Origin of the sequence: Arthrobacter sp. H-02-3 (assembly GCF_003097355.1) — a bacterium.
GTDB lineage: Bacteria > Actinomycetota > Actinomycetes > Actinomycetales > Micrococcaceae > Arthrobacter > Arthrobacter humicola.
This window is the reverse complement of the sequence record NZ_PYUI01000004.1, coordinates 31,149-44,472: the sequence shown is the minus strand read 5'-3', so window position 1 is coordinate 44,472 and position 13,324 is coordinate 31,149. Positions and strand designations below refer to the sequence as shown.

The 13,324-nt window shown below is 68.3% G+C and carries 9 protein-coding genes; 7 read left to right on the top strand and 2 right to left on the bottom strand.

What is annotated here, in order from left to right; translation table 11 throughout:
* Window positions 1-2 precede the first annotated feature (2 nt).
* The 5 genes from C9424_RS05745 to C9424_RS05725 all read left to right on the top strand — a co-directional run bounded on the left by C9424_RS05745 (window position 3) and on the right by C9424_RS05725 (window position 5,583).
* Window positions 3-710, top strand: a complete 708-nt coding sequence (locus tag C9424_RS05745; RefSeq protein WP_116765954.1) for an ABC transporter ATP-binding protein — start codon at window positions 3-5, stop codon at window positions 708-710.
* A gap of 92 nt (window positions 711-802) precedes the next feature.
* Window positions 803-1,873, top strand: coding sequence for a Gfo/Idh/MocA family protein (locus C9424_RS05740; protein ID WP_116765953.1), 1,071 nt, complete (start codon window positions 803-805; stop codon window positions 1,871-1,873).
* 140 nt (window positions 1,874-2,013) lie between these two features.
* Complete coding sequence (locus C9424_RS05735; RefSeq protein ID WP_116765952.1) at window positions 2,014-3,213, top strand: hypothetical protein; 1,200 nt, start codon at window positions 2,014-2,016, stop codon at window positions 3,211-3,213.
* A 610-nt stretch (window positions 3,214-3,823) separates the two neighbouring features.
* Entirely contained in the window at window positions 3,824-5,065 is a 1,242-nt protein-coding gene (locus tag C9424_RS05730; RefSeq protein ID WP_237563325.1) for a serine/threonine-protein kinase, read from the top strand.
* Window positions 5,062-5,583, top strand: coding sequence for a mucin-associated surface protein (locus C9424_RS05725; RefSeq protein ID WP_116765951.1), 522 nt, complete (start codon window positions 5,062-5,064; stop codon window positions 5,581-5,583). Before C9424_RS05730 ends, C9424_RS05725 begins: the two co-directional genes overlap by 4 nt.
* A gap of 193 nt (window positions 5,584-5,776) precedes the next feature.
* Here the strand turns inward: C9424_RS05725 and C9424_RS05720 are convergent, their stop codons facing one another.
* Complete coding sequence (locus tag C9424_RS05720; RefSeq protein ID WP_116765950.1) at window positions 5,777-7,999, bottom strand: NADP-dependent isocitrate dehydrogenase; 2,223 nt, start codon at window positions 7,997-7,999, stop codon at window positions 5,777-5,779.
* Window positions 8,000-8,244: 245 nt separating this feature from the next.
* On the opposite strand from C9424_RS05720, the gene C9424_RS05715 reads away from it, so the two are divergent.
* Window positions 8,245-9,258, top strand: coding sequence for a trypsin-like serine peptidase (locus tag C9424_RS05715; protein ID WP_116765949.1), 1,014 nt, complete (start codon window positions 8,245-8,247; stop codon window positions 9,256-9,258).
* A gap of 827 nt (window positions 9,259-10,085) precedes the next feature.
* Here the strand turns inward: C9424_RS05715 and purH are convergent.
* The gene (purH, locus tag C9424_RS05710) at window positions 10,086-11,771 is read right to left on the bottom strand and encodes a bifunctional phosphoribosylaminoimidazolecarboxamide formyltransferase/IMP cyclohydrolase (protein WP_116765948.1); all 1,686 of its coding nucleotides are present in this window, start codon (window positions 11,769-11,771) and stop codon (window positions 10,086-10,088) included.
* A gap of 164 nt (window positions 11,772-11,935) precedes the next feature.
* Here purH and C9424_RS05705 point away from each other — a divergent pair, with 164 nt between their 5' ends.
* Entirely contained in the window at window positions 11,936-13,288 is a 1,353-nt protein-coding gene (locus tag C9424_RS05705; protein WP_116765947.1) for an MFS transporter, read from the top strand.
* The last annotated feature ends 36 nt before the right edge of the window (window positions 13,289-13,324 follow it).

Below are 13,324 nucleotides of genomic sequence, written 5' to 3'. Positions count from 1 at the left end.
CCATGATCGAAGTGAAGAACCTGGTCCGCACGTTCAAATCCGGCGACCGGACCATCAAGCCGGTCAACGACGTCAGCTTCGAGCTCGAACAGGGCACGCTGGCCTCGATCGTGGGCAAGAGCGGCAGCGGCAAGAGCACCCTGCTGTCCCTGCTCGGCGCGCTCGACAAGCCGACCAGCGGCGACGTGGTGGTCAACGGCGTGAGCCTTGCCAGCATGCCGGACGCCAAGCTGACGAATTACCGGCGCCGGGACATCGGATTCGTCTTTCAGCAGTTCAACCTGATCCCGAACCTCTCGGCCGTGGACAACGTGATGCTGCCGATGGAGTTTGCCGGGGTGCGCAAGGCCGCCCGGCTCGAGCGTGCCCGGCAGCTGCTCGAACAGGTCCAGCTCGACCCGGACAAGCACGTGCGGCGCATCAACCGGCTCTCCGGCGGGGAGCAGCAGCGGGTGGCGATCGCCCGGGCGCTGGCGAACGAACCGAAGCTGATCCTGGCCGATGAACCCACGGGTAACCTCGACGAGCAGACCGGCGAGCACATCATCGAGCTCCTCAGCGCGCTCAGCCGGGACCACAACACCACCATCCTGGTGGTCACCCATGACCGGTCCCTGGCCAATAAGACCGAGCGGCGGTTCCGGCTTCAGCAGGGCCGGCTCACGGAGGAAACGACCCGGACCCGTGCGACCGCGGCCGTGACCGGCTAACGGCGGCGCTGCGGGCGGGTCCCTTCCGATCCTCCCGCAGCTTTTGCCCCCAAAACCCAATCCCTCCCGCAGGTGGGTGAGAAGATGGCACCATGTCTGCCCTCATCGCGAAGCCGTGGCTGTTCAGCCAGCCGGACCAGGATCCCCGCACCGCCACCGGCGCCCGGCTGCGCTGGGGGATCATCGCCACCGGCGGGATCGCCGCAGCGGTCACCCGCGACCTCGAACTTCTGGCGGATGCGGAACTGCATGCTGTCAGCTCCCGCACCCAGGCGGCAGCCGACGCCTTTGCGGCCGACTACGGCTTTGTCCGCGCCTACGGCGACCACGACGGCGTGAACGGCTACGACCGCTTGTTGGCGGATGACACCGTCGACGTCGTCTACGTCGCCACGCCGCACGCCCACCACCACGAGATCGCCCTCGCCGCCCTCAACGCCGGCAAGCACGTACTCTGCGAGAAGGCCCTCACCATCAACGCGCGGGAAGCCGCCGAGCTGATCGCGGTGGCCCGGGCTAACGGATTATTCCTTATGGAGGCGGTATGGAGCCGTTTCCTGCCCAGCATGCAGCGGGCGTTCGAGATCGCGGCCTCGGGCGAGATCGGTGAGGTCAAGTGGGTCGGCGCCGACCTCGGCTTCCCGGCACCGTACTCGCCGGGTTCCCGGCTCTGGGCGCCCAAGGACGGCGGCGGCGCGCTGCTGGACCTGACGGTCTACCCGCTGCTCTGGGCACTCGGCACGCTGGGGTTCCCGCAAACAGTCAGCGCTACCGGCTGGCTCAACGACGACGGCGTGGACGCCCAGAACGCTCTGACGCTCGGCTACCACCACGGCGCGCAGGCCCAGCTGACCTCCTCGTTGCTCGCGCATGGGCCCCGTACTGCCACCGTCGCCGGCAGCAAGGGCTTCCTCCAGACCTCCGGCTCCATCAACAACCCGAAGGAGCTGCTGGTCAGGGTTGGCTTCGACGATCCGCGCACGGAGCAGTTCACGACGGTGGGCCGCGGCTACACCTACGAGCTCCGCGAGGTCACGCGCTGCATCCAGCAGGGGCTCACTGAGAGCCCGGTCATGCCGCTGGAGGACTCCCTGAACACCATGCGGCTCTTCGACGGTGTACGCGCGCAACTCGGAGTGAGTTACCCGAACGACGCCCACTGACGACCTCCCGCCGGCCGCGAACCCGGCCGGGGCCCAGTGTCTCGGTATGCCTACAGTTTCGGCGCTGCTCTGGACTCGCCCGTTGGGGCCGACTTACCCTGTAGGCAATTGTCTACTCTTCCCGGAGCGGGGGTGCGCGCATGGATCCAGCAGCGTCGCCCTCCCGCGCGGGCCGCAGCCTCCGCCCCCTGCGCCGCGTCGTCTTGGCGGCCCTAGCCGGCGCCGCGTGGCTGACGCTCTCAGGCACCGCCGCGCAGGCGGACGATGCGTGCACGATCTACGGGCCGGCCGGCGACGAGCACGGGACTGTAGCAGCTGCCGAATGCGTGGATTCCGACGACTTCCCCGTTCCCGCCCTCGACGGCTCCCAGGTGCCTCTGGAGTCCGACCCGGCCCCGTCGGGCACGTGGACCGCGGGCGCCGTTCCTGCGCTGGCAGTAGCCTCGGCGGACGCTTCCCTTACCGTCGCCTCGAACGACGTCGCAGATGACGCCGGGGCCGCTGCTGACAAGGCGGCTAAGGGAACCGCTGGAAGCGCCGTTGGGAGTGCCGCGCCAGTTCCGGACGCGCCACCGCCCGCAGTTGATCCCGGACCTCCTGCCTCCGATCCGGCGGTATCTGATCCTTCACTCCCCGCGCCAGGCGCCGCCCCGCCTTCCACTTCGCCCGCCGCGGACCCCGCCGCTCCTGTAGTGGACCCGGCCGTTCCAGGCACGGGCACTGTTCCGCCGGTCGTGGTCCCCGCGGTTCCGGTGGATCCGGCCCCAGCGCAACCCGGTGACTCCGCCGCCGTCGTTCCAGGCGTGCTTCCGGGGGCCGTCGTTCCGGGTGACGGGACATCGGCCGCAATGCCGACCGCCGTCGTCGGCACCTCCCCGCCGGCGAACAGCGCGAAGGGAGCATCACAGGAACCGCCAGCGCCCGCCGCTCCGGCAGGTCCTCCGGCTCCCGGCCCGCTCCAGACATACCGCCCTGCGGTTGCCCCGGTCACCTATGCCGGTTTGCTGATGTCGGAACCCGTTTCGGCGGCGCCCGTCCAGTCGGCCGCTGCCCCACCTGCCGAACCTCCTGCCGGCACCGGTGGTCCGCCGGTCTCCCCCGGCACCCCCGGTCCGAGCCCCTGGCATGGCGGCACGGGCCTGCCTGCCCCTGACGCGCTCCCGGCTGCTCCGGGCTCGGGGTGCGGCAGCGGTCAGTCCGCCAACGGGCCTGTCGGAACGGCTGCCTGGATGCCCGGCCTGTACTTCTGCCTGCCCACAACAGGGGCCGACCCCATCACCGGTCCGCTCCAGCACGAATACGCCGCCGTTAGCGCTGATCCCGGTTCTTCTCCTGACTAGTCGGGCCGTCTCTGTCTCCACAGAGCACGGCCCGTCGGGCTGCCTTGGCCGCCCGTTAACTGTCACCCAGGAGATTTCCCAATGGACTCAACCGTCCGCCGCCGGGTTGCCGGCACCCCAATTCGCAACGGGCTGATCCCGTCAGCGCCGTCACCGGCTGCGCCGCCAAAGCCCGCAGCATCAAACCCGGCACCGCCAAAGTCCGCACAGTCAGAGCCGGCACCGCCAAAGTCCGCACAGTCAGAGCCGGCACCGCCAAAGTCGGGGCCATCGGAAGTGCTGCGCGCACCCGCGCATCCGGAACGCTCCGGCCAGCATCCGCGCGCCGGGTGCAAGGCCCGCCCGCCGTAACGCACTGCCCCGCTCCCCTCGAAGTCCTGTGACCGCCGGAGCGAGGTCGTTGGGTCCGCTGGGGGACCCAACGGCAATCACTGGCTCCGGCGGTAGGGCGCCTTCGAAGGAGCGGCCCGTCAACACAAACCCGTCAACAAAAGAGGCCCGCTGCCGGCCACGGCGCATCCGACACAGGCCCCGGGTGACGGCAGCCGATACCCGTCCCCGTATTATTCTTGTGGAGCGCCGCCGTGGCGCACAGGGAAGATACGGGGACATCGTGGACAGTTCGCCCAACAGCATCATGGCGGAGCCCTTGGGCGGCCGCTATCAGCTGGGGGATGTGATTGGCCGGGGCGGCATGGCATCGGTCTACACTGCCAAGGACCTGAACCTGGGCCGGGACGTGGCGCTGAAGCTCTTCGCACCACAGTCGGCCGATCCGGATGAACTCCGCCGCCAGGAAGCCGAGATCGAACTGCTGGCCACCCTGAACCATCCAAGCCTGGTGACGTTGTTCGACGCCGGCACGGACACCCGGATTCCCAATGAGCCCAGGCCCTTCCTGACCATGGAACTCGTGGACGGCCAGGATCTGCGGACCAGGATCCGGCATAGTCCCCTGCCCCTGGACGAGCTGGCCGTCGTCGGCGCCGGGATCGCCGACGCCCTCGCCTACGTCCACGGGCTGGGCATCGTTCATCGGGATATCAAGCCCGCCAACATCCTCCTGGTGCCGGTCCGGCCCGGCGAGCCGCTCCGTCCCAAACTCACCGACTTCGGCATCGCCCGGATCATCGACGGGACCCGGCTGACGGCTACGGGAACCATGGTGGGAACCGCCGCCTACCTCAGCCCGGAACAGGCCCGCGGCGCCGATCTCGGACCGGCGAGCGACATCTATTCCCTGGGCCTGGTCCTGCTCGAATGCCTCAAGGGCCACGTCGAGTACCCGGGCAGCGCCGTCGAATCCGCTGTAGCCCGCCTGCACCGCGCCCCCGCCATTCCGGCCGAAGTCCCCGCCGAGTGGGCCCGGCTCATCCGGGCCATGACCGCGCTGGATCCCCTGGACCGTCCCTCAGCCGCCGAACTTGAGGCTGCATTGCGCTATGCCCTGGTTTCCCCGGGGTCCCTGCCCGGGCCCGTCCAAGGGGTTCCCACCCGTGTGCTGCCGACACCGCCGTCTCGGCCCCGCCGGCGGCCCCGGCACGGACTCGCAGCGCCCTCGGCAACACGCCCGCTGAACCTACCGGATCCGGATGCTCTCCCGCGGCGGCCGCGCCGCCGCCCCTCCGTTTCCCGGCCTTCCCGCTTTTCTGCCGGAACAGCGTGGTTCCGCCGTGCCGGGCTCCGTACCCGCGTGGCCCTGGTGCTCGCCGTCGTCGCTGTCCTGGCCGCGGGGGCTGTGATCGCGGTGGCGCTCTCCACCCCGGCGCCCGTCGACGTCGTCCCCTACCCCACTGTCACGGGGCCGCTCGGGGACCACCTGAAGGATCTGCAGAAGAGCGTGGAACCATGAGCAATCGTCTAACCACCCGCCAAGACCGCAGGGGTTCCAGCTACCGGACGCCGGCGGGACTCCTGGCGGGAGTGCTGCTGGCCGGAGCGCTGGCCGGCTGCGGCTCCCCCGCACCCGAGCTAGACCGGGACGCCGCCAAGCAGCTGCAATCCCAGGTCCTGGCCGTCAGCGAGGCGGCCGCCGCCAATGACCCCGCGGGCTCCCTCAAGCTGCTCGACGACCTTCTGACCCGGCTGGATGCCGCTGCCGCCAACGGCGAGGTGTCCTTCAAACGCCACCAGAGCATCAAGTCATCGATCGACGCCGTCCGGGCTGATCTCGCCGCGCAGCAGGCGGCCGCCGAACGCGCCGCGGCGGACAAAGCGGCGGCCGAAAAAGCGGCGGCTGATCAAGCCGCTGCCGAACAAGCCGCTGCTGCACAGGCGGCGGCAGCTGCCGCACAGCCTGCACCGGCCGCCGTCGCGCCAGCTCCGGGACCCGCCGGGAAAGCGAAGGAAAAGGGAAAGGGCAAGGGCTGACCCGAGGCCCCCCGTCCGCCGCCCGGGGGGCAGGATCAGGGCGTGCCCGCCGCCGTCGCCGTGGGTATCGACATGTGGTCCTGCGGCCTCATCGGGCAGCAAAACGCCCCGCGTCCCTTTCGGGAGGCGGGGCGTTCTGCGTCACAACCGGCTGCGCGCTGCGGGAGTGCTGCGCGGCCGTTGCGGCTGGAGCCTACTTCGTCAGCATCGCGAGGACTTCGCTGAACTTCGCCGAGGGACGCATGACGGCGGAGACCTTCGCCTCATCGGGGCGGTAGTAGCCTCCGATGTCCACCGGGGAGCCCTGCACGGCCAGAAGTTCGCCGGTGATGGTTTCCTCGTTGGAGTCCAGCGCGCCGGAAACGGCAGCGAAAGCGGCGGCGAGCTCGGCGTCGTCGTTCTGGCGGGCCAGTTCCTGGGCCCAGAACTTGGCCAGGTAGAAGTGGCTGCCGCGGTTGTCCAGCTCGCCGGCCTTGCGCTTCGGGGACTTGTCTTCCAGCAGGAACGTGCCGGTGGCGCGGTCCAGGGTGTCGGCCAAGACCTGGGCACGGGCGTTGCCGGTGCTCGTGGCAAGGTGCTCGAAGCTAACGGCCAGGGCAAGGAATTCACCCAGGCTGTCCCAGCGCAGGTGGTTTTCCTTGAGCAGCTGCTGGACGTGCTTCGGGGCGGATCCGCCGGCGCCGGTCTCGAACAGGCCGCCGCCGTTGATCAGCGGAACTACCGAGAGCATCTTGGCGCTGGTGCCGAGTTCGAGGATGGGGAAGAGGTCCGTGAGGTAGTCACGGAGCACGTTGCCGGTGACCGAGATGGTGTCCTCGCCCTTGCGGAGGCGTTCCACCGTGAAGGCCGTGGCCTCGTCCGGGGACATGATGGAGATCTCCAGGCCCTCGGTGTCGTGGTCCTTGAGGTATTCCTCCACCTTGGCGATCATCTGGGCGTCGTGCGCGCGGCCCTTGTCCAGCCAGAAGACGGCGGGCGTGGCGGAGGCGCGGGCACGGGTGACGGCCAGCTTGACCCAGTCGCGGATCGGCACGTCCTTGGTCTGGCAGGCGCGCCAGATGTCGCCCGGGGCGACCTGGTGCTCGATCAGCACGGTGCCGGCGTCGTCGACGATCTGGACGGTGCCGGCGGACTGGATCTCGAACGTCTTGTCGTGGCTGCCGTATTCCTCGGCGGCCTGGGCCATGAGGCCGACGTTCGGAACGGTCCCCATGGTGGTGGGGTCGAACGCGCCGTGGGCACGGCAGTCGTCGATGACGACCTGGTAGATGCCGGCGTAGCTGCTGTCCGGGAGGACGGCGAGCGTGTCGGCTTCCTGGCCGTCGCGGCCCCACATGTGGCCGGAGCTGCGGATCATGGCCGGCATCGAGGCGTCGACGATCACGTCGGAGGGCACGTGCAGGTTGGTGATGCCCTTGTCGGAATCGACCATGGCCAGTTCGGGGCCCTCGTTGAGGCCCTTCTCGATGGCTGCCTGAACGTCGCCGCGGATCTCCTCGGGGAGGTCCTCAAGACCGTTGAGGATGGAGGCCAGGCCGTTGTTGGGGCTCAGGCCGGCCGCGGCGAGCTGCTCGCCGTAGGTGGCGAAGAGATCGGCGAAGTAGGCCTTGACGACGTGGCCGAAGATGATGGGGTCCGAAACCTTCATCATGGTGGCCTTCAGGTGGGCGGAGAAGAGCACGCCTTCCTTCTTGGCCCGGGCAACCTGGTCAATGAGGAACGCATCCAGGGCGGCGGCGCGCATCACGGTGCCGTCGATGACCTCGCCGGCCAGGACCGGGAAGGCGCGCTTGAGGACCTTCACCGTGCCGTCTTCCTTGACGAGCTGGATCTTGATGTTGGTGTCCCCATCGATCACCACGGACTTCTCATTCGAGCGGAAGTCGTCGGCTGCCATGGTGGCCACGTTGGTCTTGGACTCTGGAGACCACGCGCCCATGCTGTGCGGGTTCTGGCGGGCGTAGTTCTTGACCGAGAGCGGGGCGCGGCGGTCCGAGTTGCCTTCGCGCAGGACCGGGTTCACGGCGGAGCCCTTGATCTTGTCGTAGCGGGACCGGATGTCCGTTTCCTCATCCGAGGCGGGGTTGTCCGGGTAGTCCGGCAGCGCGTAGCCATGGCCCTGGAGTTCGGCGATGGCCGCCTTCAACTGGGGGACGGAGGCGCTGATGTTGGGCAGCTTGATGATGTTGGCTTCCGGCGTCTTGGCAAGCGCGCCAAGTTCGGCCAGGGCATCGCTGACGCGCTGCTCTTCGGTGAGGTAGTCGCCGAATGCGGAGATGATGCGGCCGGCCAGCGAGATGTCGCGGGTCTCCACTTCCACACCGGCCGTCGAGGCGAACGCCTCAATGATCGGCAAGAACGAATAGGTGGCCAGCATCGGCGCTTCGTCGGTGTGGGTATAGATAATCTTTGCCATTGCTCGGGCGTCTCCCTGAAGGTCTGGGTATTTCCGGAATCTTGTGTTATCTCAACACCCCTAACTTACCCGAGGTGCCCCCTTTGACGCCTACCGGCGTCGTGCGCGGACGGGAGCATGACACCCAAAAACGGCATAACAATAATTGACAAGTTACTTTACAGATTAGTCAAACTGCCGTAGTTTCGTTCCCATCCAGCGGCCGCCACAGGCGGCCGCCCCGCTTTCCACCGGTTAGGACACCCATGAGAACACCCAAGACTCTGGCCACCAGCCTGCTGACTCTCTCAGCCGCAGCACTGCTGGCCCTGAGTGCCGCGGGGCCGGCCACCGCCTCCCCCGCACCGGCTAAGGCACCGGTCTCCGCCTCCGACGTCACAAGCCACACCGTCACCGAAACCGGGACGGCCGACTACTGGACCGCGGAACGCATGCGGAACGCGGTCCCCGGTGACGTCCTGGCGGACAAGGCCATGAAGCGCGGCAAGTCCTCGAAGTCCGCGGCGGCACCGCTGGAGGGTGCCGCCCCGAGCACTGTCGAGGCTGCGGCTCCGACGCAGCAGTCCAAGGCGCAGCAGTCGCAGACCCTGCAGACCAAGGCCAACGCAAGCGAGAACCCCGTCCCGCACATCGGGAAGGTCTTCTTCACCCTCGGCGGGACCAACTACGTCTGCTCCGGCAACTCGGTCTCCTCCGGCAACAAGAGCACCGTCACCACGGCCGGGCACTGCGTCAACGAGGGGCCGGGCGCCTTCGCCACCAAGTTCACATTCGTCCCGGCCTACCTCAACGGCGCAGCCCCCTACGGCAAGTGGACGGCCAAGGCCCTCTACGCTCCCACCCAGTGGAGCTCCGCCGGCGACATGACGTACGACACCGGGTTCGCCGTGATGTCCACACTCAACGGCCAGTACCTGACCGATGTGGTCGGCGGCTCCGGGCTGCAGTTCAACGCCGCCCGCGGCCTAAGCTACAAGTCCTTCGGCTACCCCGCCGCGGCGCCCTTCAACGGCGAATCCCTCAAGAGCTGCTCCGGCACTGCCACCAACGACCCCTACAATCCGCAGTTCAACACCCAGGGAATCCCCTGCAACATGACCGGCGGCTCCTCGGGCGGTCCGTGGTTCATCGGCACCAGCGCTTCCGGTTACCAGAACTCCATCAACAGCTACGGTTACGGCAGCAACTCCACCACCATGTACGGCCCGTACTGGGGCAGCGTCATCCAGCAGGCCTACACGACGGCGGCCGCTTCCTAGCCTGGCCGGCGTTCCTGACCCGGACCGCACGAGCCCCGGTTTCACCTACCCCTGCAGTTTCGCCTACCCCGGCGCGGGGTCACCTGCAGCCGGTCTCCAGCAGTGGGGACGGCCCACGGTGGCCCCGCGTCGGCGATTTAACTTACGACGGCGGTCCTCCACGGGACATGCCCTCCCCAGAAGCCAAGGCCTGGACATATCCCCCATATGTCCAGGCCTTGGCCTGAAAAATGAGCATGTCCTCCACAAGAATGGGCATGCTCCGCGGGCTCGACCATCAGCCCACTCCTCGCCACAAGGAATGAACATGACCTACGGGCTCGCCCATCAGCCCACTCCCCGCTGCGAAGAATGACCATGTCCCACAGCCGGCCCACCGACCAACACCGTGGCACAACGGACGAGCATGTCCCGCGAAAAGAATGAGCATGTCCCTTGGCCTGGCCCGTGACCTCCAACGGCGACAGAGGTCACCGGACATGCCCTCCCAACACTCCAGGGCTGGACATATCCCCCCTATGTCCAGCCCTTGGCCTGAAAAATGAGCATGTCCCCCGCAGGAATGAGCATGCTCCGCGGGCTCGCCCACCAGCCCACTCCTCGCCACAAGGAATGAGCATGACCTACGGGCTCGCCCATCAGCCCACTCCTGCCCGCGAAAAATGAGCATGTCCCGCAGCCCTGCCCGCCGACGGACCCGGAGGGCACAAAGAATGGGCATGTCCTCCGGATAAGGGAGGGCATGCCCATTCTTTGTGCGGCTTCTACTGCGGCGGCTTCCGTGTGCAGCGGGAACCGCGGATGTGTGCAGCTGGATCCGCGGACTCCTAGTGGAAGAAGTGGCGGGCTCCCGTGAAGTACATCGTGATGCCGGCGGCGTTGGCCGCGGCGATGACTTCCTCATCCCGGACGGAGCCGCCGGGCTGGACCACGGCCCGAACGCCGGCGTCGATCAGGATCTGCAGGCCGTCGGCGAACGGGAAGAACGCGTCCGATGCCGCCACCGCACCGCGGGCACGCTCGGGGGCCTCGCTGGCGTCGGTGCCGGCCGCGCCGCCGGCGGCGTCGACGTCGGACTCCACGGTGACGCCGAGCGTGTTGGCGCGCTCCACGGCGAGCTTGCAGGAATCAAGCCGGTTGACCTGGCCCATGCCGATGCCGACGGCGGCACCGTTGTCCGCGAGCAGGATGGCGTTGGACTTGGCGGCACGGCAGGCGGTCCAGGCGAAGGCGAGGTCGGCCAGGGTGTCGGCATCGGCGGCGTCGCCCGCGGCAAGGGTCCAGTTGGCGGGGTTGTCACCCTCGGCGTCGACCTTGTCCGTGGCCTGCACCAGCATGCCGCCGGAGACCTGGCGGAACTCGGTCGGGTACCGGCCGTAGCCCTCGGGCAGCGCCAGGAGACGGATGTTCTTCTTCTTGGACAGGATCTCCACGGCCTCCTCGTCGAAGCCCGGCGCGATGACGACCTCCGTGAAGATTCCCGCCACAGTTCGGGCCATGCCGGCGGTGACCGTGCGGTTGGCGGCGATGACGCCGCCGAACGCGGACACGGGATCGCAGGCGTGGGCCTTGGCGTGGGCGTCAGCGATCGGGTCCGCCGCGGAGGCGGAGCCCACGGCCACGCCGCAGGGGTTGGCGTGCTTGATGATGGCGACGGCGGGCTCGGCGAAGTCGAACGCGGCGCGCAGGGCGGCGTCGGCGTCGACAAAGTTGTTGTAGCTCATGGCCTTGCCGTGGATCTGGTCGGCCTGCGCGATGCCGGCCGGGGCGGCCTTGTCCACGTACAGGGCGGCCTGCTGGTGCGGGTTTTCGCCGTAGCGGAGCACCTCGGAGCGTTCCAGGGCCAGTCCGGCGTAGGCGGGCCAGTTGATCAGGCCGTCGCCGTCCTCGTCGAGGAACTGGCTGGCGGTCCAGGTCGCCACCGCGGTGTCGTAGGACGCGGTGTGCGCGAAGGCCTTGGCGGCGAGCCGGCGTCGGGTCTTCAGGTCGAAGCCGCCCGAGGCGGCCGCCTCCACGACGGCACCGTACGACGCCGGGTCCACCACGATCGCGACGGCGGCGTGGTTCTTCGCGGCCGAGCGGACCATCGCCGGGCCGCCAATGTCGATCTGCTCGACGACGTCATCGGCCGCCGCGCCGGACTTCACGGTCTCCACAAAGGGGTAAAGGTTGACGACGACGAGGTCGAACGGCTCGATGTCCATGTCGGCCAGCGTCTGCATGTGGGCCGGGACGCGGCGGTCCGCGAGGATGCCGCCGTGCACGCGCGGGTGCAGGGTCTTGACGCGCCCGTCCAGCATTTCCGGGGAGCCGGTGACTTCTTCGACTTCCTGCACGGGGATGCCTGCGGCGGCGATCTTCTTGGCCGTGGAGCCGGTGGAGACGATCTTGACGCCGGCGTCGTGCAGGCCCTGGGCGAGCTCCTCCAGACCGGTCTTGTCGTAGACCGAAATCAGTGCCCGGCGGATGGGCACTCGGTCGATGGATACACGGTCAAGCTGCGTGAAGCTCACAAAAAGTCTCCGTCTTATGTCGCGGCGGGCCGCGGGTGGTGGGGATGCGGCCAGTTTATCGCGTCCCGGCCCTCCGCCTTCCCTCGGGGCTGCCCGCGCGCCGGAGTGTGAAGCATGCACCGGCCCCGCCCGGGCCACGTAGAGTTTTCACACAGGAGGCCAAGATGAACACGTACACCACTGTGCCCAGCGGCGAACAGGTGGTCCAGGAACTGCCGTGGCGGTGGAAGGTCCAAGGCCGGATCTTCCTGATCGGCGGCCTGGGCTTCATGTTCGACGCCTGGGACGTCACCCTCAACGGCATCCTCATTCCGCTGCTGTCCAAACACTGGTCCCTGAGCCCCGGCGATGCCGCCTGGATCGGCACGGCGAATCTGATCGGCATGGCCCTCGGCGCCTTCGTCTGGGGCACCATCGCGGACACGATCGGCCGCAAGAAGGCCTTCACCGCCACGTTGCTGATCTTCTCCATCTTCACTGTGCTCGGCGCGGTCTCCCCCGACTTCATGTGGTTCGTCGTGTTCCGCTTCATGGCCGGCTTCGGCCTCGGCGGCTGCATCCCCGTGGACTATGCGCTGGTGGGCGAGTTCACGCCCCGCAAACAGCGCGGCCGGGTACTGACCGCGATGGACGGCTGGTGGCCGATCGGCGCCGCCCTGTGCGGTTTTGTCTCCGCCGGACTGGTCGCGGCCTTCGCGGACTGGCGCCTGACCATGCTCGTCATGGTGCTCCCGGCACTGCTCGTGTTCTGGATCCGCCGCAGTGTGCCGGAGTCCCCGCTCTTTTTGATCCGCAAGGGCCGCCGCGACGAGGCCGCCAAGGTGATCGACAGCCTGGTCGAGGCCACCGGCGCCGAGCCCCGCGTCTACAGCCTGCCCGCACCGCAGGACGCACCCCGGCTCTCCGCCGGCAGCGCGTGGACCCAGTTGCGAGCGCTCTGGCAGTTCAACTGGAAGATCACGACGGCGGCTTGGGCTCTCTTCTTCAGCATCCTGCTGGTGTACTACCTGTCCCTGACGTGGATGCCGCGGATCCTGATCGGCGCCGGCTTCGAGGAGTACAAGGCCTTCCTGACCACGGCGTCCATGGCCGCCGTCGGTCTCCTCGGCGTGGTGGTGGCCGCCCTGCTCGTCGAACGCGTGGGCCGCAAGTGGATCCTGGCCATCACCGGCCCGCTCTCCGCCCTGACGCTCGTGATTGTGGCAATCGTGGTGGACATCCCGACGGCGGCCGTGTTCTGGCTCCTGGTCTTCGGCTTCGTGGTGCAGGTGGCCATCCCCGTGCTGTACGCCTACGTCTCCGAGCTCTACCCCACCGAGCTGCGCGGTTCCGGCTTCGGCTGGGCCTCGACGTTTTCCCGGCTCGGCGCCGGGTTCGGACCGCTGATCTTCGCGGCCGTCCTGTGGCCGCAGCTGGGGCTCGCGACGTCGTTCGCGCTGGCAGGCGGCCTGGTGCTGCTGTCCGTGCTGTGGATGGCGTTCTTCGCCCCCGAAACCAAACAGCGCCGGCTCGACTAACTCCCGTCGTTACTCCCGGATGCGCTATCACTTGTG